At 70.1% G+C, this 19,950-nt stretch carries 14 protein-coding genes and 1 pseudogene; 10 read left to right on the top strand and 5 right to left on the bottom strand.

The window, feature by feature from the left end; translation table 11 throughout:
• The first annotated feature begins 40 nt into the window (after positions 1-40).
• Entirely contained in the window at positions 41-595 is a 555-nt protein-coding gene (locus tag V7026_RS01765; RefSeq protein ID WP_334153529.1) for an NUDIX hydrolase, read from the top strand.
• Positions 596-622: 27 nt separating this feature from the next.
• On the opposite strand, the gene V7026_RS01760 is transcribed toward V7026_RS01765, so the two are convergent.
• Positions 623-2,680: a putative bifunctional diguanylate cyclase/phosphodiesterase gene (locus V7026_RS01760; protein WP_334153528.1), complete on the bottom strand. Its 2,058-nt coding sequence runs from the start codon at positions 2,678-2,680 to the stop codon at positions 623-625.
• 168 nt (positions 2,681-2,848) lie between these two features.
• Between V7026_RS01760 and V7026_RS01755 the strand changes: the two genes are divergently transcribed.
• A complete protein-coding gene (locus V7026_RS01755) occupies positions 2,849-3,193 on the top strand; it encodes an Hpt domain-containing protein (RefSeq protein WP_334153527.1) in 345 nt (114 codons plus the stop codon).
• A gap of 18 nt (positions 3,194-3,211) precedes the next feature.
• Here V7026_RS01755 and V7026_RS01750 read toward each other — a convergent pair whose 3' ends face one another.
• Complete coding sequence (locus V7026_RS01750) at positions 3,212-4,267, bottom strand: cell division protein FtsZ (protein WP_334153569.1); 1,056 nt, start codon at positions 4,265-4,267, stop codon at positions 3,212-3,214.
• A gap of 2 nt (positions 4,268-4,269) precedes the next feature.
• On the bottom strand, positions 4,270-7,803 hold the full coding sequence (gene smc / locus V7026_RS01745) for a chromosome segregation protein SMC (protein ID WP_334153526.1): 3,534 nt from the start codon (positions 7,801-7,803) through the stop codon (positions 4,270-4,272).
• A gap of 43 nt (positions 7,804-7,846) precedes the next feature.
• On the opposite strand from smc, the gene dapC reads away from it, so the two are divergent.
• From dapC to V7026_RS01710, 7 genes are read left to right on the top strand one after another with little or no spacing between them, the layout of a single operon-like run.
• Positions 7,847-9,091 carry a succinyldiaminopimelate transaminase gene (dapC, locus tag V7026_RS01740; RefSeq protein WP_334153525.1) on the top strand — a complete coding sequence of 415 codons (1,245 nt, stop codon included), beginning with the start codon at positions 7,847-7,849 and terminating at the stop codon, positions 9,089-9,091.
• 43 nt (positions 9,092-9,134) lie between these two features.
• A complete protein-coding gene (gene dapD, locus V7026_RS01735) occupies positions 9,135-9,959 on the top strand; it encodes a 2,3,4,5-tetrahydropyridine-2,6-dicarboxylate N-succinyltransferase (protein ID WP_334153524.1) in 825 nt (274 codons plus the stop codon).
• A gap of 37 nt (positions 9,960-9,996) precedes the next feature.
• The gene (locus V7026_RS01730; protein WP_334153523.1) at positions 9,997-11,163 is read left to right on the top strand and encodes a PilT/PilU family type 4a pilus ATPase; all 1,167 of its coding nucleotides are present in this window, start codon (positions 9,997-9,999) and stop codon (positions 11,161-11,163) included.
• Positions 11,164-11,190: 27 nt separating this feature from the next.
• Positions 11,191-12,357 (top strand): succinyl-diaminopimelate desuccinylase, encoded by a 1,167-nt coding sequence (gene dapE, locus V7026_RS01725; protein ID WP_334153522.1) that lies wholly within the window; start codon positions 11,191-11,193, stop codon positions 12,355-12,357.
• Positions 12,354-13,298: a 50S ribosomal protein L3 N(5)-glutamine methyltransferase gene (gene prmB, locus V7026_RS01720; RefSeq protein ID WP_334153521.1), complete on the top strand. Its 945-nt coding sequence runs from the start codon at positions 12,354-12,356 to the stop codon at positions 13,296-13,298. The genes dapE and prmB overlap by 4 nt, the downstream gene beginning before the upstream one ends.
• Entirely contained in the window at positions 13,295-15,295 is a 2,001-nt protein-coding gene (locus V7026_RS01715; protein WP_334153520.1) for an ABC-F family ATP-binding cassette domain-containing protein, read from the top strand. Before prmB ends, V7026_RS01715 begins: the two co-directional genes overlap by 4 nt.
• A 59-nt stretch (positions 15,296-15,354) precedes the next feature.
• Complete coding sequence (locus V7026_RS01710; protein WP_334153519.1) at positions 15,355-16,284, top strand: RsmB/NOP family class I SAM-dependent RNA methyltransferase; 930 nt, start codon at positions 15,355-15,357, stop codon at positions 16,282-16,284.
• 7 nt (positions 16,285-16,291) lie between these two features.
• Here V7026_RS01710 and V7026_RS01705 read toward each other — a convergent pair whose 3' ends face one another.
• Positions 16,292-17,521, bottom strand: coding sequence for an MFS transporter (locus tag V7026_RS01705; protein WP_334153518.1), 1,230 nt, complete (start codon positions 17,519-17,521; stop codon positions 16,292-16,294).
• A gap of 109 nt (positions 17,522-17,630) precedes the next feature.
• Between V7026_RS01705 and V7026_RS01700 the strand changes: the two genes are divergently transcribed.
• The gene (locus tag V7026_RS01700) at positions 17,631-18,638 is read left to right on the top strand and encodes a D-2-hydroxyacid dehydrogenase family protein (RefSeq protein ID WP_334153517.1); all 1,008 of its coding nucleotides are present in this window, start codon (positions 17,631-17,633) and stop codon (positions 18,636-18,638) included.
• 43 nt (positions 18,639-18,681) lie between these two features.
• On the opposite strand, the pseudogene V7026_RS01695 reads toward V7026_RS01700, so the two are convergent.
• A pseudogene (locus V7026_RS01695) lies at positions 18,682-19,950 on the bottom strand (hypothetical protein); the annotation flags it as partial.

The raw sequence follows: 19,950 nt of genomic DNA, 5'->3' as shown, positions 1-19,950 counted from the left end.
GCCCAGGCACCGTGGGCGGGGCGGCACTACACTTGGGCGCATGTTTCGCAGTCCCATCCGGTTTTGTCGTGCCTGTGCCGCTGCGGTGGAGCACCGCATCCCCGACGACGGGGACACCCGGGTGCGGGCGGTGTGCCCCTCGTGCGGTACCATCCACTACGAAAACCCGCTCAACGTCGTGGGGACGGTGTCCCATTGGGGGCACGACGGCGCCCAGGTGCTGCTTTGCCGCCGCGCCATCGAGCCGCGCTGGGGCAAGTGGACGCTGCCGGCCGGCTTCATGGAGCTGGGGGAAACGACCGCGCAGGGCGCCCTGCGCGAAACGGTGGAAGAAGCCGGTGCGCAGATCGCGCTGGAGGGCTTGTTCACGCTGCTCAATGTCGCGCGGGTGGGCCAGGTGCATATCTACTACCGGGCGCGCCTGTTGAGCGACCGTTTCGATCCAGGGCACGAGACGCTGGAAGCACGCCTGTTCCACGAGCACGAAGTCCCGTGGGAGGAACTCGCCTTCCGCACGGTGCACGAGACGCTGCGCCGCTACTTCGACGACCGCCGCCAGGGGCGCTTCGGCGTGCACACCGGCGACATCACCTGACGGCCGGCGCAGGCATTGCCGGCGCAGTCAGACCTCGCGGCGGTAGCTGCGCGCCAGGGCTTCGAGTTGGTCCGGCGGCATCGGGCGACCAATCAGGTAGCCCTGTACCTGGGTGACGCCGATAGCCTCCAGAAAGTCACACTGGCGCTGGTTCTCCACGCCTTCCGCGATGATTTCCACACCCAAGGACTGCCCCAGGGCGACCACTGCCCGAACGATGGCGCGGTCGGCGCGTCCGCGCGTGATGTGGGTGACGAAAGCGCGGTCGATTTTGATCGTATCGATGGGGAACAGCAGGGCATAGGCCAGCGACGAATGGCCGACCCCAAAGTCGTCGATGGCCACCATGACGCCCGCGTCGCGGCAGCGCTGCAGCAGGCGGATCGAATGATCGACGTCCTGCATGGTCAGGCTCTCGGTGATTTCCAGCTCGATGCACCCGGGCGACACGCCCGACGATTGCAGCGCGGACTCAATGTGCTCCATCAGCGACGGAGCCAAAAACTGCCGCGGCGACAGGTTGATGCCCACCCGCAGGGGCAGCCCGGCGCGCTCCCAGGCGGCGGCCTGTTGCGCAGCGCTGGCCAGCACCCACGCCCCAACGTCGATGATCGCGCCGGATTCTTCCAGCAGCGGGACGAACTCCGCTGGCGACACCTCACCCCATTCCACGCTGCGCCAACGGATCAGAGCCTCGCAGCCGACGATGCGCCCGGCGGCGAAATCCATCTGCGGCTGATAGGCCAAGTAGAACTCCTGCCGCTCGAGGGCCCGGTGCAGCGCCCGCTCGAACGCGAGGAGCCGCTGGCGGCGCTGCGACAGCGCGTCGTCGGCCTCAGCCCCGAGGTCGTCGCGCCCCTGGGCGCGGGCACGACGCTGGGCCTCTAGCGCCAGGGTCAGCAGCGGCTCGGCCTCGTGGCCATGGGTGGGGCAAACGGCCCAGCCAGCGCTGAACGGCAACACCAGTTCCTGCTGCTCCAGATGCACCGGCTGGCGCAGGGCCTGCAACACACGTTGGAAGATCGCCGTGGCGGCCGCACCGTCGGTGGCCTGGATCGCGACTGCAAACTCGTCACCGCCGATGCGGGCCACTTCCACGACGGTACCCGCGTCCTGATGGTGCTTCAGGCGCTGCCCCCACAGGGCCAGCAGGCGGTTGGCCCCGCCTTCCCCCAGGCTTTCGTTGAAGCGGGCGAAGCGGTGGATGTCGATGGTGCCAATGAGCAGGACACGGTCGTTTTCGGCACGCACCTTCTCGATGCGCTCGGCCGCGCGGCGCAGGAACAGCCGGCGGTTTGGCAAATCCGTGGTCTCGTCGTGCAGCGACAGATAGTCCACCAGCGCCTCGGTGCGGCGGATGCTCGTCAAATCCTGGAAGACGCCGAACAGGCGGTCGGCGTCTTCGCCGTGCAGGCCCCGCTCGCCGACCACGCGCAGAATTCGGTCCGACGACCGCAGGTGGATGCGAAACTCCAGATCCAGGCGCGCCCCGACGTCGCGCGCGCGCTCCATGGCATGGTGCAGGCGCTGGCGGTCGTCCGGGTGGACACGGGCCAAAAACTCCTCGCGCGGCACGCTGTCTTGGGCGCGAATCCCCGCCAGCGGCTCGAACTCCTCGCTCCAGCTCAAACGGTCGCTGGACAGCAGCCACTCCCAATACCCCAGTCCCGCAATGCGGCGCACCGACAGCTCGCGCAGCCGCGCACGCCGCACTTCGCGCGTCAGGTTGCCGGCGCGCAGGGCATAGCGCACGCGCTCGCGCAGCAGCGGCCAACTGATGGGTTTGGTGATGAAGTCCGTCGCCCCGGCCTCGAAGGCAGTCTCGATCGACGCGATGTCGTCGACGGCCGTCAGCATGACGATGGGCAGCGCATCGTCGGCCAGCAGCAGTCGGATTTGCGCGCACGCCGCATGGCCGCCCAGCCCCGGCATCATGACATCCATCAGGATCAGATCGGGCCGCTCGGCCTGCACGGCGGCGACCGCCTCGTGTCCGTCGCCCGCCTCCCGGATGCGATAGCGCTCGCGCGCCAGCACGGCGCGTACCGTGGCCCGGGTGGCGCGATCGTCATCGACGACCAACACGGTCGCGGCTGGCGCCTCAGGTATGGGGGCCGTCGATGGCGGGCTGGATGTGGCCGGAGGGTGGTCCAAGGTGTTCACCGTCAGCAGGGGCACATGCACTGGCGGGCAGCCCCACCCCGTACAATAGCATTGATCGTGGGCCCCTGTACGGCGACGCCGGTTTTTTCCATGACCTCCCCGCTGATCAACTCCGCCAACCTCGACGAGCTGCTGACCCTGTTGGGGGAGGAGTTTCGCGACATCGTCCTGCTATTCATCGATCAGCTCGAGGGCGAGCTGGCGGGCCTGCGCGCGGCGCAGGCCGCGCAGGACTGGCCGGGGCTGTATCGCCGTGCACATGCCCTCAAGGGCAGCAGCGGCAACATGGGCGCCACGGCGCTGTCCGAATCGGCCGCGCGCCTGGAACGGGCCGCGCGCGAGGGCGACCTGGAGGGCATCGAGCGCGAGATGGCCGCCATCGAGCACCTGGCACCGCAGACCGTGCAGGCGCTGAAGGCCGGCCGCTACGTGTGATGGGCCCGCGCCCGACGTTCAGCTGAACAGGCGGCGGGCGTCGGGCGACCCGGCCGGAAATGCCCGCTCCTCCAGGGCCTCGTAGAGCAGCTCCAGCTCACCGCCGATGCGGTCCAGCGCCTCGGCGTCCAGCAACTGCCCCGCCTCATCCGTCACCCAGCCGTCCATCGAGGCGGCCAAGGCTATGGACAATTCACGCAAGCGCTGGTAGGGGCGCTCTTCGCGCGGTACATGGGTGGCTTCGAGGGTCAAGCGGACCTCGCGCAGCACGGCGAGCTCGGGGTCGTCGGCCAGCGCGGCCTGGGTCTCGAACCGCAGGACCAACAGCGGCGCCCCTCCAGCCTGGGTGGCAGGCAACACCATGCGCCCCGGCAGCGCCCCGGGCACGAAGCCCAGACGGCCGGCGTGCTGGGCCACGTAACCGGGGCTCCAGGCGGCGCGCTGTGCCCGCAGGGTGAAGGTGAGCTGGGCGTCGTGGACGGCGGCAAACTGGTCCAGCTCGCGGGCTTGGTGCACGACGGCCATCATGTCCGGAAAATCCGCCACGCCCAACAGGTGCTCGGCCCAGGCTTCGAGCTTTTGGACGAATTCGGAATACTCGATTTCGTTGAGCGGGCCAGCCCGGTTGGCCATTTGCAGCCCGGCGCGCAGAGCGCGGTAGCGCTGGCCTGGGCGTGGCGGCTCCCAGACGTCGTCGGCGGTGGCATCCTCGGGCACGCCTTCGATGAAGAAGGGCTTGCTGCCGATGCGCCGCGTGCCCGGGAGGGACTGCAACACGGCGTCGCCCGAAACGGGTTTTTCCAATTGCAGCGGAACGATCACGTCCAGCCGCGGCGACAGCCCCCCCAGCCCCGCAGCCGGTGGGGCAGCCGCGCGGTCGGTGTTGACGGTAGCGGCATCGGCGCCCAGGGTGGGTTCGAGCCGCTCGGCACTGGGCAGCGCCCCGTCCGCATCGGCTGGGGCGGCCGGTGCGCGGCGCGGCGCCAGCCGCCGTGTCTGCCACCGCTGGTAGGCCCAGACGCCTAGGAGCACGACCAAGCCGACGGCGATCAGGCCGATTTGCAAGGGACTCAGCGTCATGGTGTCGGGCTCTCCATCATGGACACGGCGCCGGCGATGTCGACGGCGACGATGCGCGAGACGCCCTGCTCCTGCATGGTCACGCCCACGAGCTGTTGGGCCATTTCCATAGCAATGCGATTGTGGCTGATGAACAGGAACTGGGTCTCGCGGCTCATTTGGGTCACGAGGCGCGCGTAGCGTTCCGTGTTGGCGTCGTCCAGTGGCGCGTCCACCTCGTCGAGCAGGCAGAACGGCGCCGGATTGAGCTGGAAGATCGCAAACACCAGGGCGATGGCGGTGAGCGCCTTTTCGCCGCCGGAGAGCAGGTGGATGGTCTGGTTTTTTTTGCCCGGGGGTTGGGCCATGACCTGCACGCCTGCGTCCAGGATTTCCTCGCCGGTCATGATCAGGCGCGCCTGCCCGCCGCCGAACAGCTCGGGGAACATGCGGCCGAAGTGGCCGTTGACGGTCTCGAAGGTGTGGGCGAGCAGCTCGCGGGTCTCGGCGTCGATCTCGCGGATGGCGTCCTCCAGCGTCTGGATGGCCTGCTGCAGATCCTGCGACTGGCTGGCTAGAAACTGCTGCCGCTCGCGTGCGGCGCTGAGTTCCTCCAAGGCTGCGAGGTTGACCGCCCCCAGGGCCGCGATCTCGCGCTGCAGGCGGTCAATCTCGCCCTGCAGACCTTGCAGGCGCACGCCGTCGGCCTCGACCGATTGGCCGACCGCCTCCAGATCGACCCCCGCCTCGGCCAGCCATTGGCTGTATTGGTCCAGGGCCAGCTGCGCCGCCTGTTCCTTGAGTTGGAACTCGGTGATGCGCGCGCGCAGCGGATCGAGTTCGCGCTCGCCGCGCAGCCGGTGCTCGTCGGCCGCGCGCAGCCGCGCGGTCAGCTCGTCGTAGCGGCTGCGTTCGGCGGCCAGGGCCTCCTCGCGCCGCTGACGCTCGGCCAGCGCGTCCTGCAGGCCGTTGCGCGCGGCGTCATCGGTCAAGTGCAGCAACTCGGTCTGCAGGTGGTCGTATTCGGCCGCCAGACGGGCCTGCTGCTCCTGCGCCGTGTGGGCCTGGCGCTGCAGTTCGGCGCGGCGCGCGGCCATGGAGCGCTGGGCAAACGCGGCTTCCTGCGCCTGGCGTTCGGCCGCGCGCACCTGCTCGCGCGCCGCGGCCACGTGGCGCTCGGCCTCCAGGGCGGCGTCTTCCAGGTGGGCCAGCTGCTCCTGGGTGTCGGCCAGTTGCAGGTCCAGCGCCTCGAAGCGCGCCTCGGCCTCCAGGCGCCGCGCCTGCAGCGCCTCGAGGTCGGCCTCCACCTCGGCCATGTCCTGGGCCAGCCGCTCCTGCCGCAGACGCGCCTGCTCGGCCGCCTGCTCGCCTTTGAGCAGCTCGACCTGGATGGCGTGGCGGCGCTGCTGCGCATCGGCCAGGTCGCGGCGGGCTTGCTGGACCTGCTGCGTGGTCTCGGCCAGTTGGGCCTCGGCGCGCTGCACGCGGGCGCGCGCCTCCTCGTGGATCAGGGTCTGGGCGCGCAGGGCGCGCTCCAGATTGTCGATCTCGTGGGCCCGCGCCAACAGGCCGGACTGCGGGTCGTCGGCGGCGTAGAAGGCCACATCGTGTGCCCCGACGCTGTGGCCCTGCGGGGTGTAGATGCGCTGGCCCGGCTGTAGGCTGGCGCGCAGGCGCAGGGCGGTGTCCAGATCGGGCGCGGTCCAGTCGCCGTGTAACCATGCCGCCAGCACGGGGTGCAGGGTTGCGTCGTGCAGCCGCAGGCGCTCGATCAGGGGTGTGCAACCGGGCAGCGCCTCGGCCTGCGCGGCCGATGCCCCGCTCACCGCGGGGGTGAAGAAAGCCATCTTGGCCGGTGGGGCTTCGCGCTCCAGGGCGCGCACGGCGTCGAGCTGCCCCACCTGCAGGGCACGCAGGCGTTCGCGCAGCGCGGCCTCCAGGGCGGTCTCCCATCCGGGTTCGGTGTCCAGCCGGGTCCATAGGCCGTCCAGCCCGTCCAGGCCGTGGCGCTGCAGCCAGGGTTGCAGTCGCTCGTCGGTCTGCAGCTTGTCCTGCAGGGCGCGCAAGGCCTGCAGGCGGGCTTGCAGATCGGCCGCACGGCGCGCCTCGGCCTGCTCGGCCTGCTGGGCGTCGCGGCGCTCGGCCTCGGTGTGCGGCAAGGCGGCTTCGCCTGTCGCCAGGCGTTCCTCGGCGATGGCCAGGGCGGCCTCGGCCGCTTCCAGCTCGGCACGCCAATGGAGCAGGCGCTCGGCATCGGGCGGGGCGACAGCGGTACGCTCGCCGTGCAGCCGGTCCAGGCGCTGCCGCCACTGCCGGGCCTGCTCGTCCAGGGCGCGCTGCTCGGCCGCCAGCACACCAATGGCCTGCTGCACCTCGTGCACGCGCTGGCGCTGTTGGGCCAGGCGCGCTTGCGCCTGGCGTTGCGCGTCCTCCAGCGCGGGCAGGCGCTGCGTCTGCTCCTCCAGCCGCGCGGCCAGCACTTCGGCCTGCTCGACAGCGCCGGCCTCTTGCTCGTCCAGCGCCATCAGCGCGTCTGCGGCGGCCTCGGCGCGGGCGCGCCAGTCGGCGATCTGTTGCGTCAGGGCCGCCTGGCGCTGCTCGGCGCGCTGGCGCCCCTCGACGACGAAGCGGATTTCCGCCTCCAGACGAGCCACCTCGGCTCCCGCCTCGTACAAGCGGCCCTGGGCGCGGTTGACGGCTTCGCCCGCCTCGTAGTGGGCTTGGCGGATGGCTTCCAAGTCCGCCTCGGTGCGGCGCAGCTCGGCGATGCGCGCTTCCAGCGCATTGAGGGCCTGCAGCCCCTCCGCGCGCACCTGGGTGAGCAGGGCGTCGGCCTCGCGCCGCTTGAGCCACCAGAGCTGGTGCTGGCGGCGCGTGGCGGCGGACTGCAGTTCGTGGTAGCGCCGGGCGACGGCGGCCTGCTGCTCCAGCCGCTCCAGATTGGCGTTGAGCTCGCGCAGGATGTCCTCGACCCGGGTGAGGTTTTCGCGCGTGTCGGCCAGTCGGTTGGCGGTTTCGCGTCGGCGCTCCTTGTACTTGGACACGCCCGCCGCTTCCTCCAAAAACAGGCGCAGCTCCTCCGGGCGGCTTTCGATGATGCGGCTGATGGTGCCCTGGCCGATGATTGCGTAGGCGCGCGGCCCGAGGCCCGTGCCCAGGAAGACGTCCTGCACGTCGCGCCGGCGCACGGGCTGTTGGTTGATGTAGTAGCTGCTGGTGCCGTCGCGCGTCAGCACGCGCTTGACAGAAATCTCGGCATACTGGTTCCAGGGGCCGCCGGCGCGGCGCGCGCTGTTGTCGAACACCAGCTCGACGCTGGCGCGCTGGGCGGGCTTGCGCGTGGTGGTGCCGTTGAAGATGACGTCCTGCATGGACTCGCCGCGCAGCTCGCTGGCCTTGGACTCGCCCAGCACCCAGCGCACGGCGTCCATGATGTTGGATTTGCCGCAGCCGTTCGGGCCCACCACCCCGACCAGCTGCCCCGGGAGCTGGAAGGTGGTCGGCTCGGCAAACGACTTGAAGCCGGACAACTTGATGGTCTGCAGGCGCACGGGGCGCTAGTGTACGTGCCCACAACGGCTACCATTGCGGCCCATGGTCCCCGACGTCAACCCGCTGCTGCAGCGGCTGCAGCCCTACCCCTTCGAACGCCTGCGCACGCTGTTGGCCGGCGTCACACCCAACCCGGCCCTGCGCCCCATCAACCTGGGCATCGGCGAGCCGCGGCACCCCACGCCGGCAGTGCTGAAGGACGCGCTGCACGCCGCCATCGATGACCCCGCGGGCGGGCTGTCCGCCTACCCCGCCACGGCCGGCACGTCCGCGCTGCGCACGGCCTGCGCCGACTGGCTGCGGCGCCGCTACGGCATCGCGGTCGACGCGGCCACGCAGGTGCTGCCGACGTTGGGCTCGCGCGAGGCGCTGTTCGCGCTGGCGCAGGTGGTCATCGACCCGCGTGCCTTTGCCCGCGGCCCGGAGCCCGTGGTCGTCTGCCCCAATCCCTTCTACCAAATCTACGAAGGCGCGGCGCTGCTGGCCGGCGCCACCCCCTGGTACGCCCCGAGCGACCCAGCGCGCAACTTTGCCGTGGACTGGGACAGCGTGCCCGCCGCGGTGTGGGCGCGCACCCGGCTGGTGTATGCGTGCTCACCGGGCAACCCGACCGGGGCCGTGATGCCGCTGGCCGAGTGGCAGCGCCTGTTCGAACTGAGTGACCGCCACGGCTTCGTCATCGCCAGCGACGAGTGCTACAGCGAGATCTACTTCCGCGAGGAGCCGCCGCTGGGCGCGCTGCAGGCCGCGGCCGCGCTGGGCCGCAGCGACTTCCGCCGCCTGATCATGCTGACCAGCCTGTCCAAGCGCAGCAACGCCCCCGGGCTGCGCAGCGGCTTCGTCGCGGGGGATGCGGCGCTGATCCGTGCCTTTACCCTCTACCGCACCTACCACGGCAGCGCCATGAGCGTGGCCGTGCAGCAAGCCAGCGCCGCCGCCTGGGCGGACGAGACCCATGTCACCGCCAATCGTGCGCAGTACCGTGCCAAGTTTGCCCAGGTGACGCCACGCCTGGCGGAGGTGATGGACGTGCGACTGCCGGACGCCGGCTTTTACCTGTGGGCGCGGGTGCCGCCGCGCTTCGGCGGACGCGAGGGCGGCAGCGACACCGACTTTGCCCGCGACTTGCTCGCCCAATACAATGTGACGGTGCTGCCGGGCAGTTATCTGGCCCGCGAGGCGCAGGGAGTCAACCCCGGCGCCGGCCGCATTCGCATGGCGCTGGTGGCCGAGGTGGACGAATGCCTCGAAGCTGCCGAGCGCATCGTCCGCTTCATCAGGGGCTGAAGGCCGCTCCTGCCGCCCCGCCCCACGATCCACGCCTACGACCATGACCCAACAACTGCAGCAGATCATCGAAAACGCCTGGGACAACCGCGCCCAGCTCGCGCCCGGCAACGCCCCGCAGGAAGTCGTCGACGCCGTCGAGCATGTGATCAGCGAGCTCAACAACGGCCGGCTGCGCGTCGCCACCCGCCAGGGCGTGGGGCAGTGGACGGTCCATCAGTGGATCAAAAAGGCGGTGCTGCTGAGCTTTCGCCTGAACGACAACGAAATCATGCAGGCGGGCGACCTGGCTTTCTACGACAAGGTCAAGACCAAGTTTGCCCACCTCAGCCCACAGGAGATGGCCGCCACCGGCGTGCGCGTGGTCCCGCCGGCGGTGGCGCGCCGCGGTAGCTTCATCGCCAAGGGCGCGATCCTGATGCCGAGCTACGTCAACATTGGCGCCTATGTCGACGAAGGCACGATGGTGGACACCTGGGCCACGGTCGGCTCGTGCGCCCAGGTCGGCAAGAATGTGCACTTGTCGGGCGGCGTGGGTTTGGGCGGCGTGCTGGAGCCGCTGCAGGCCAACCCCACCATCGTAGAGGACAACTGCTTCATCGGCGCGCGCTCCGAAATCGTCGAGGGCGTGATCGTCGAGGAGAACTCCGTCATCTCGATGGGCGTCTACATCGGCCAGAGCACGCCGATCTACGACCGCACCACGGGCGAGATCCTCTACGGCCGGGTGCCGGCCGGCTCGGTGGTCATCAGCGGCAGCCTGCCCAAGGACGGCGGCCGCTACAGCCTGTACGCCGCCATCATCGTCAAGCGCGTGGACGCGCAGACGCGTGCCAAGACCAGCCTCAACGAGCTGCTGCGCGACTGAAACCCGCCCTGCGCGTCACCCCGGAAAGACACTGGCGATGGGCCCGATGGAGCAACTGCTGCGGCTGATGGCCGAGAAGAAGGCGTCCGACATCTATCTGTCGGCGGCTTCGCCTGTGCTCATCAAGATCAACGGCGTGTCCATGCCGGTCAACGCCCAGACCTTGCCGGCCGACGGCCCCTACCGGCTGCTGGCCGAGGTCGTCAAGCCCGAGCAGTTGCAGGAATACGACCGCACGGGCGAGCTCAACATCGCCATCCCCATGCCGGAGGTGGGGCGTTTCCGCATCAGCGCGATGCGCCAGCGCGGCACCTGCGCGGCGGTGGTGCGCTTCATCAGCGGGCAGATCCCCAGGGTCAGCGAGCTGGGCATCCCGCCGGTGCTGACGCAGATGATCATGGCCAAGCGCGGCCTGATGCTGGTGGTGGGCTCGACCGGCTCGGGCAAGAGCACGACGCTGGCCGCCCTGCTGGACCACCGCAACGAAAACACCACCGGCCACATCCTCACCATCGAGGATCCGATCGAATATCTGTTCAAGAACAAGAAGAGCGTGGTCAACCAGCGCGAGGTCGGCACCGACACCGCCTCGCTCAACGTGGCGCTGAAGAACGCGCTGCGCCAGGCGCCGGACGTCATCCTGATCGGCGAAATCCGCGACCGCGAAACGATGTCGCAGGCCATCGCCTACGCGCAGTCCGGCCATCTGGTGCTGGCTACCCTGCACGCCAACAACAGCTACCAGGCGCTCAACCGCATCCTCAACTTCTATCCCGTGGAGGTGCGGCCGACCATGCTGAACGACCTAGCCTCATCGCTCAAGGCCATCGTCTCGCAGCGGCTGCTGCGCACGGTCGACGGTGGCCGCACCCCGGCGGTGGAGGTCATGGTCAACACGCGGCTGATCAGCGAGTTGATCGAAAAGGCCGACTTTTTTGGCGTGCGCGAGGCCCTGGAAAAATCGATGGCCGAGGAATCGCAGACGTTCGAGGCCGACTTGGCGCGGCTCATCCTGTCCGGGCGCATCACGCGCGAGGAGGGGCTGGCCTACGCCGACTCGCCGACCAACCTGCTGTGGCGGCTACAAAACGACGACCGCGCGCGGGCCGCGGCGACCGCGCACGCGGCAGCCCCCGCCGCGACGGGCGAGCCCGGCAAGGGTAGCGGCCCGTCGTTCGACGGTTTTCTCCCCCCCAAATCCTGAGCGCCACGGGCGCTTCGCCTTGTCCCGATGACCGAGACCCTGCGACTCACCGAGGCTTTGATCCGCCGTCCCTCCGTCACGCCCGACGACGCCGGCTGCCAGGCGCTGCTGGCCGAGCGGCTGAAGGCGCTGGGCTTTGCCTGCGAGACGATCGCCAGCGGCCCGGACGATTTTCGCGTGACCAATCTGTGGGCGCTGCGGCCTGGGGCCAGCCCCGACGCGCCGGTGCTGGTGTTCGCCGGCCACACCGACGTGGTGCCGACTGGGCCACTGGAGCGCTGGCACAGCGACCCCTTTGCCCCCACCATCCGCGATGGCAAGCTCTACGGCCGCGGTGCCAGCGACATGAAGGCCTCGCTGGCCGCCATGGTCGTGGCGTGCGAGGCGTTTTTGCGCGCGCACCCGACGCCGGCCCTGTCGATCGGCTTTTTGCTCACCAGCGACGAGGAAGGTCCCGCGCGCGACGGCACCGTGGTGGTGTGCGAGGCGCTGCGCCAGCGCGGCCAGCGGCTGGACTGGTGCATCGTCGGCGAGCCCACCAGCGTGCAGCGAACCGGCGACATGATCAAAAACGGCCGCCGTGGCACCATGAGCGGGCGGCTGACCGTCAAGGGCATCCAAGGCCACATCGCCTACCCGCATCTGGCGCGCAACCCCATCCACCTGCTGGCACCCGCCTTGGCCGAGCTGGTCGCCACGCGCTGGGACGACGGCAATGCCCACTTCCCGCCCACCAGTTGGCAGGTCAGCAACATCCGCGGCGGCACCGGGGCGAGCAACGTCATCCCCGGCACCGTGGTGGTGGACTTCAACTTCCGCTTCAGCACCGAATCCACCCCGCAGGGGCTGCAAGCGCGCGTGCACGGGATTATGGCGCGGCACGGCCTAAATCCCGGCGCGGACTACGAGCTGAGCTGGACCGTCGGTGGCCTGCCCTTCCTGACCCCGCGCGGCCCGTTGGTCGATGCGGTGAGCGCCGCCATCCGCGACGTCACGGGGCTCGACACCGAACTCTCTACCACCGGCGGCACAAGCGACGGGCGGTTCATCGCGCAGATCTGTCCGCAGGTCGTGGAACTGGGCCCGCCCAACGCCACCATTCACCAGATCGACGAGTGCATCGCGCTGGCCGATCTGGAGCCGCTCACGGACATCTACCGCCGCACGCTCGAGCGGTTGGCGGGCGTGGCATGACGGGGACGATCACCCTAGCCGCCCTGATCGACGAGGCCGAGCGCCGGCTCGACGCCGCCGGCGTCACCTTCGGGCACGGAACGACCAACGCCCGCGACGAGGCTGCCTGGTTGGTGCTGTGGCGGCTGGGCCGGCCACTTGACCTGGATCTGCACGCCCACGCCGCCGACCCCGTGGCACCCGGCGACGCCGAGGCGGTGCGCGCGTTGATCGACACCCGGATCCGCACCCGCAAGCCAGCCGCCTACCTGACGGGTGAGGCTTGGTTGCAGGGCGTGCCGTTCCACGTGGACGAGCGCGTGATCGTGCCGCGCAGCTTCATCGCGGAGCTGATCGCGGCCGTCCCGCAGGCCGACCCCATCGACCCCTGGCTGGGCGCGCACACGCGCCGGGTGCTGGACCTGTGCACGGGCAACGGGTCGCTGGCTGTGCTGGCGGCACTCGCCTGGCCCGAGGTCACGGTCGATGCCAGCGACCTCAGCGCCGATGCGCTGGCGGTCGCGGCCCGCAACGTCGCGCGCCATGGTCTGCAGGACCGCATCCGCCTGTTGCAGTCGGACGGCTGGGCCGCACTCCACGACCGCTACGACTTGATTCTGTGCAATCCCCCCTACGTCAGCCGGGCGCGCATGGAGGCCCTGCCGGCGGAATACCGCGCCGAGCCGGCATTGGCCCTGGATGGCGGATCCGACGGCAGCGACGACGGCATGGACTTCGTGCGGCACCTGCTCGCCCACGCCCTGGACCACATGAACCCGGACGCCGTACTGGTGCTGGAAATCGGGCACGAGCGGGCGCATTTCGAGCGTGCCTTTCCCACCCTGCCCGTGGTCTGGCTGCACACCAGCGGCGGCGACGACGCCGTGCTGCTGATCACACGCGACGCGCTCGCCGCGGCTCAGGCCGACCTGCCCCCCGACCCGCACCGCCCCACGCCATGATCACCTTGCGCGACGTCACCCTGCGACGGGGCGCCAAGGTCGTGCTGGACGGCGCCAGCGTCACCCTCCACCCCGGCGAGAAGGTCGGTCTGGTCGGCCGCAACGGTGCCGGCAAGTCCAGCCTGTTCGCGCTGTGGCTAGGGGATTTGCACGAGGACGGCGGCGAAGCCACCCTGCCCCGCCACTGGCGCATCAGCCATGTGGCACAGGACATGCCCGAGACCGCTGAGCCGGCCACCGACTTCGTGGTGGCGGGCGACACCCGCTTGCTCGAGGCGCGCGCGCAACTGGCCGCGGCCGACGCCAGCGGCGACGGCGAAGCCATCGCGCTGGCACACACCGCCCTGGCCGATGCCGGCGCCCACGACGCTCGGGCACGCGCCCAGGCCCTGATGCTGGGCCTGGGCTTTGGCCCCGCGGATTGGGAGCGGTCCGTCAACGGGTTTTCCGGCGGATGGCGGATGCGGTTACAACTGGCCCGCGCGCTCATGTGCCCGAGCGATCTGCTCCTGCTCGACGAGCCCACCAACCACCTGGATCTGGACGCCCTGGTCTGGCTGGAGAGCTGGCTGCAGCGCTACGAGGGGACGCTGGTCGTCATCAGCCACGACCGGGAGTTTTTGGACGCGGTCACCCGCGTCACCCTGCATCTGGATCAGGGTCGGCTCACGCGCTACGGCGGTGACTACAGCCGCTTCGAAGAGATGCGCGCCGAGCAGATCGAGCAGCAACAGGCAGCCTACGCCCGCCAGCAGGAGCGCATCGCCCACTTGCAGCGCTTCATCGACCGCTTCCGGGCCAAGGCCACCAAGGCCCGGCAGGCGCAAAGCCGCCTCAAGGCGCTGGCGCGAATGGAGCGTCTCGCCCCCGTGCTGACGAGCGCGGATTTTCAATTCGAATTCGCCAACCCCGACGCGCTGCCCAACCCCATGCTCACGCTGCGCGACGTGTCCGCCGGCTACCCCGGCGCCGACGGGCAGGCTCTGCGCCCCGTCGTGCAAGGCATTCGGCGCAGCGTCTTGCCGGGGCAGCGCATCGGCATTCTGGGTGCCAACGGCCAGGGCAAGTCCACGGTGATCAAGACCATCGCCGGCGCGTTGGCGCCCCTGGCAGGCCGCATCGTGCCCGGCAAGGGCCTGCGCATCGGCTACTTTGCGCAGCAGGAGCTGGACATCCTGCGCGCCGACGACAACCCGCTGCAGCACCTCGTGCGTATCGCCCGCGAGGCCGAGGCGGCCGGCACCGTGATCGGCCAGTCCACCCGCGAGCAGGATCTGCGCACCTTTCTGGGCGGCTTCCAATTCAGCGGCGACGCGGTGACACAGCCCGTGGCCACGATGAGCGGTGGCGAAAAAGCACGGCTGGTGCTGGCCCTGCTGGTGTGGCAGCGCCCCAACCTGCTGCTGTTGGACGAGCCGACCAACCACCTGGATCTGACCACCCGCGAGGCGCTCGGCATGGCCCTCAACGCCTACGAGGGCACGGTGATGCTGGTCAGCCACGACCGCGCCCTGCTGCGTGCGGTCAGCGACGAATTTTGGCTGGTGAGCGGCGGACAGCTCGCGCCGTTCGAGGGGGATCTGGACGACTACCAGCGCCACCTGCTGGACGTGGCTCGCCAGCGCCGCGAGGCCCTGTCCCACCGCGCCGATGGGCGTGAAAGGGACACACCCCGCCCCCCCTCCGTCACCCCGCAGGAGCGGCGCCGCCAGCAAGCCCAGCGGCGCCAGCAACTGGCCGAACGCCTCAAGCCGCACCGCCGCGAGTGCGATGCGCTGGAAGCGCGGCTGCATACCCTGCAGGCCGAGCAAAGCGCTCTGCACGATCGGCTGGCCCACGGCACCGACCGCACCGACATCGCCGAAGCCGGCCGGCGCCTCAAGGCCGTCGAGGCCGAACTCTCCGCAGTCGAGGAGCGCTGGCTGGCCGTGGCGGAAATCATCGAAGCGCTGGAACGCGAGGCCGCCCAGGCCGACGCGCACGCCACACAAGCCTGATCGCCGTGACCGCGTCGCCGTCATCCTCGCCCTCGGCTGCCCAGCCCGCGCTTCCCTCCTTGCCGCCCGCCTTCTTGGACGTGCTGGACGCGTTGATACCGCCCGACCTGCGGCCGCGCGTGGACGCCAGCTACACCGCGCCGAAGGCGGTGGTGTTTCGCATCAACCCGCTGCGCGCACCGGATACGGCGGCGGTACTGGCGGCTCTGGCGCCGCTGTGCCCAGAGCCGGTGGCGGGCGTCGAGGGCGTGTTCCGACTGCCCGCAGGTGATCGGGACGCGCTGACCCACCATCCGCTCGCAGCCGATGGCAGCCTCTACATCCAGGGCGTGGCCAGCATGGCCGCGGTCTGGGCGCTGGCACCCCGGCCGGGCGAAGAGGTGCTGGATCTGGCCGCCGCCCCCGGGGGCAAAACGGCGCTCATCGCCGCCTGCATGGCCAACCAGGGACGCCTGGCCGCGGTGGAGCCGGTGCGGGCGCGCTTCTTTCGCCTCAAGGCCAATTTGCAGCGGCTGGGGGTGCGCAACGCCCAGCTCTACCTGAAAGACGGCGCCCAGGTCGGGCGTCTGGTCTCCGCTCGATTCGACCGCGTGCTGCTGGATGCCCCCTGCTCGTCTGAAGCACAGTTCACCCGGCTGGACCCCACGTCGTGGACGCACTGGAGCCCCAAAAAAGTTCGGGCCAGCGCCGCGCTGCAAAGCCGGCTGCTGCGCTCCGCGGCCGATGCGCTCAAACCGGGGGGCGTGCTCGTCTACAGCACCTGTTCCCTGTCGCCCGAGGAGGACGAGTGCGTGCTGGATGCGCTGCTGCGCGAGCGGGATGACCTGTGGCCGGAGCCCCTGCCATGGCCCGTCGACCTGCCCGCGCTGCCCGGCTTGACGGCCTGGCGCCAGCGGCCCCTGCACCCGGATCTGACGCTGGCCCGCCGCGTGTTGCCCACCGAGTGGACGGACGCCTTTTTCTTGTGCCGGCTGCGCAAACGCGGCTGACCCCGGCTCAAGCCGCGCGCGTGCGGCCACCCACCGCCAGCGCCGCACCGACGGCCAGCGCCAGCGTCACCGCGCCGCCCGCCAGCGTCGCCGCGTACCAGCCGTGGTCCATGAGCACACCAAACACCAGCGGCGCAATCGCAAAACCGGTATCCAGGCCGGAATAGACCGTGCCATAGACACGCCCGGTCGCGCCTTTCGGGGTGGCGCGCTTGATCAACATGTCGCGGCTCGGCCCCCCGATGCCGACCGCCAGCCCCGTGATCGCCAGCAGAGCCATCGAGCCGCCGCCCCCCAGCCAGCCGGTCGCGGCCAGCAGCATCAGCGCCGCGCCTGCGGCCATGGCCCAGGCGACCACCCGATCGACCGCGCGCGCCCGCGCGGCGACAAAACCGCCGACGAACATCCCCGCGGCCCCCGTCAGCATGTAGGCGGTCACGGTCAGCGTCGCCGTCTCGAACGGCACGGCGTGCACCGCTTCCAGGATCGACACCGAATAGGTCTGGACCACCGCCAGCGTCATGGTGGACAGCAGGAAGAAGCCAAAGCACCACCACACTACGGGCAACCGCAAAAAGTCCAAATCGTCCGCCCGGCTGGCGCCCTGCCGGCGCGGCACCACCTCGGTGTGGAGGTGTTCGCGCTGCCACCACAACACCGCCAGCACCCCCGCATACACGGCAATGGCCGCCCAGTAAGCCCAGCGCCAGCTGCCCAGCGCGGTGATGCCCACCAAAAACACCGGCGCCAGCGCCCAGCCCAGGTTGCCGATCAGCCCGTGCAAGCTGAAGGCGTGCCCCAGGCGCGGGGGCGAGACACGCTGGTTGAGGATGGAAAAATCCACCGGGTGAAACGGCGCATTGCCCAGCCCGGCGAGCACGGCGGCGAGCAACAGCCCGGCGTACCCGTGGGACAGGGCCGCCGCCAGGGCCGACCCCATGAACAGCAGGATGGAGCCAAACAGCACAGGTCGGGCCCCGACGCGATCGACCAGAAAACCCGACAGCGCCTGCCCCACGCCCGAGATGACGAAGAACACGCTGGTCAACAGCCCCACCTGGGAGAAGCTCAGACCGAACTCCCGCATGAACAGCGGAAACAGCGGCGCCAGCAACAGGTGCGAAAAATGGGAGGTGGCATGCGCCAGCCCGACCAGACCGATCACGGTCGCGTCACGCTGCCAGGGCACGGGGTCGGGTGCGTGGGCGCTGCCCGCTTCGGTTGGGACGGTGGACATAGCCGCGATGGTACGTGAGTCGCTCCCTGACCCCAGCCGCACGGGTGACATCACCCCTGAAGGCGACGCGCCGGTCTGGGCACCGACAAGGGCGGCACAATAGCCCGATATGAACATCGTAATCCTCGACGATTACCAGGATGCCGTGCGCAAGCTCGCCTGCGCGCACAAGCTCGACCCCTACCCGGCCAAGGTGTACACCAACAACGTCAAGGGCGTGGGCCAGCTCTCTGTGCGCTTGCGCGACGCGGACATCGTCGTGCTGATTCGCGAGCGCACCCAGATCACGCGCCAGCTGCTCGACAAACTGCCGCGGCTCAAGCTGATCGCGCAGACGGGCTCGGTCGGCCGTCACATCGACGTGCAGGCCTGCACCGAACACGGCGTGGCTGTCGCCGAAGGGGTGGGCGATCCGGTGGCCCCCGCCGAGCTGACCTGGGCGCTGATCATGGCCGCCATGCGGCGCATTCCGCAGTATGTGAGCCACCTCAAGCACGGGGCCTGGCAGCAGTCGGGGCTGAAGGCGGCGTCCATGCCACCCAACTTTGGCCTCGGGCAGGTGGTGCGCGGGCGCACACTAGGCATTTGGGGCTATGGCCGGATCGGCCAGATCGTCGCCGGCTACGGACGCGCCTTCGGTATGCGCGTCGCCGTCTGGGGCAGCGAAGCCAGTCGCGCGCGCGCCGCAGCCGACGGCTACGACGCCTTCGACAGCCAAGCCGAGCTGTTCGCGCACAGCGACGTGCTGAGCCTGCATCTGCGCCTGGCGGATGCGACGACGGGCTGTGTCACGCTGGAGGACCTGTCGCGCATGAAACCCACCGCGCTGCTGGTCAACACCTCGCGCGCGGAGTTGATCGAGTCCGACGCGCTGGTCGCGGCGCTCAACCGCGGCCGCCCGGGCATGGCTGCCGTCGATGTGTTCGAGACCGAACCCATCCTTCAAGGCCACGCCCTGCTGCGCCTGGAAAACTGCATCTGCACGCCGCACATCGGCTTCGTCGAACTCGACAGCTACGAAAAGTATTTTTCGGCTGCGTTCGACAACGTGGTCAACTACATCAAAGGCACGCCCACCCACATCGTCAACCCTGGGGCGCTGCACATGCGCCGCTGACGGTGCGCCCCGGGGCCGCCCGGGCCCCGCGAGCTTCAGCACGTCAACGGGGCGGGGGCGCGTTGCTGGCGGGCGGCTGCCAACCGCTCCAATCGAAGTCCAGCGCCCCGTCGGATGGCGCGGCACCGGCGGCAGGCGGTGCCGGTGTGGGTGTCGCCGTGGGCGTGGGCGGCAGATCGGTGATGTCTGGCAACTCGAAGTCGAGCGCGGAGGCCGCGCCATCGGCGGGCGCCGCGCCGTGCGCATCGGCAGCCGCGGCCGCCGACGAACCCGCCGGTGCGGCCAACGGATCCAGCGGGGCTTGCGCCAACACCGGCAGCAGATCCAGCACCCCGTGCAGCACGATCAGGTCATCGAACGCCGCTAGGGTGCGCACCTGCAGCGGCGCGGCCGGATCCCCTGGCTGGGAGGCGAGCGCCGATTCGAGGATGGCCCGCACGGCATCCCCCGGCCAGCCGCGTGTCAAGGCTTGCAGCAGTCTCGGGTCGGCCTCCACGCCATCGGCCGATTCGGCCTCGGCCAACAGGCGTTGATAGTGCTGCTCGTAGGTGGCTTGGGGCGAGCGTGTGTCCAGACCGTGCTTGCGGGCCAGCGCCATCCAGCGCAAGTACGGCGCTTCGCTGGCACGGGGGTGCGCTAACACGAAGGTCCGCAAGGCGGCCACGGCATCCGCCGGCTGCCCAAGCGATTCGAAGAAATCGACCCGCTCCCACAGTTCGTGCAGCGCGGCGATGTCGAGCAACGCAATCGTCACCTCTTGAAACACCGACGCCCCGGCCTCGCTGACTTCCAGCCCGGCCATGTGATCGTCCATCCCGATGGCACTCGACCCCGTCGTGGCCGCCAAGGATTCGGCCGCCGTGGCCGAGTGGATCGCTGCCACCACCTCGGCGGCTGGTGACGGTACCGGCGCTGGGGGAGCATCGGCGCTACCGCCGCGCTCTGCGGGCCCCGCCCACCACGGGGCAGTGGGCACCGGGGTCACTGGTGTGGGCCGTCGCCGCAGCAGCCACAGCAGGGCACCCAACAGCACCACGATCACCCCGGCCAGAGCGTAAAGAATGACGTCACCGCGGGCGCTGCGGGCGACCGTCAACTCGCGGTTCAGGCTTTCGACGGCCAGCAGCAGCCGCTGTTGTTCCGCGCGCAACGTGGCCAGCTCTTGCTGCACCGCCGGGTTCGGTTCCGCCGTGGGCGCCGGAGCGTCGGTGGAGGCGACCGCCGGTACCCCAGCGGGATCGCCACCCGCCTTGGTACCGGGGGCCTGCGCGATGTCCACCGGCTCCAGCTCCAGCCGGGGGCCAGCGGGGGG

Source organism: Tepidimonas sp. (assembly GCF_036825565.1).
Classification (GTDB): Bacteria; Pseudomonadota; Gammaproteobacteria; order Burkholderiales; family Burkholderiaceae_C; genus Tepidimonas.
This window is presented reverse-complemented; position numbering and strand designations above follow the sequence as displayed.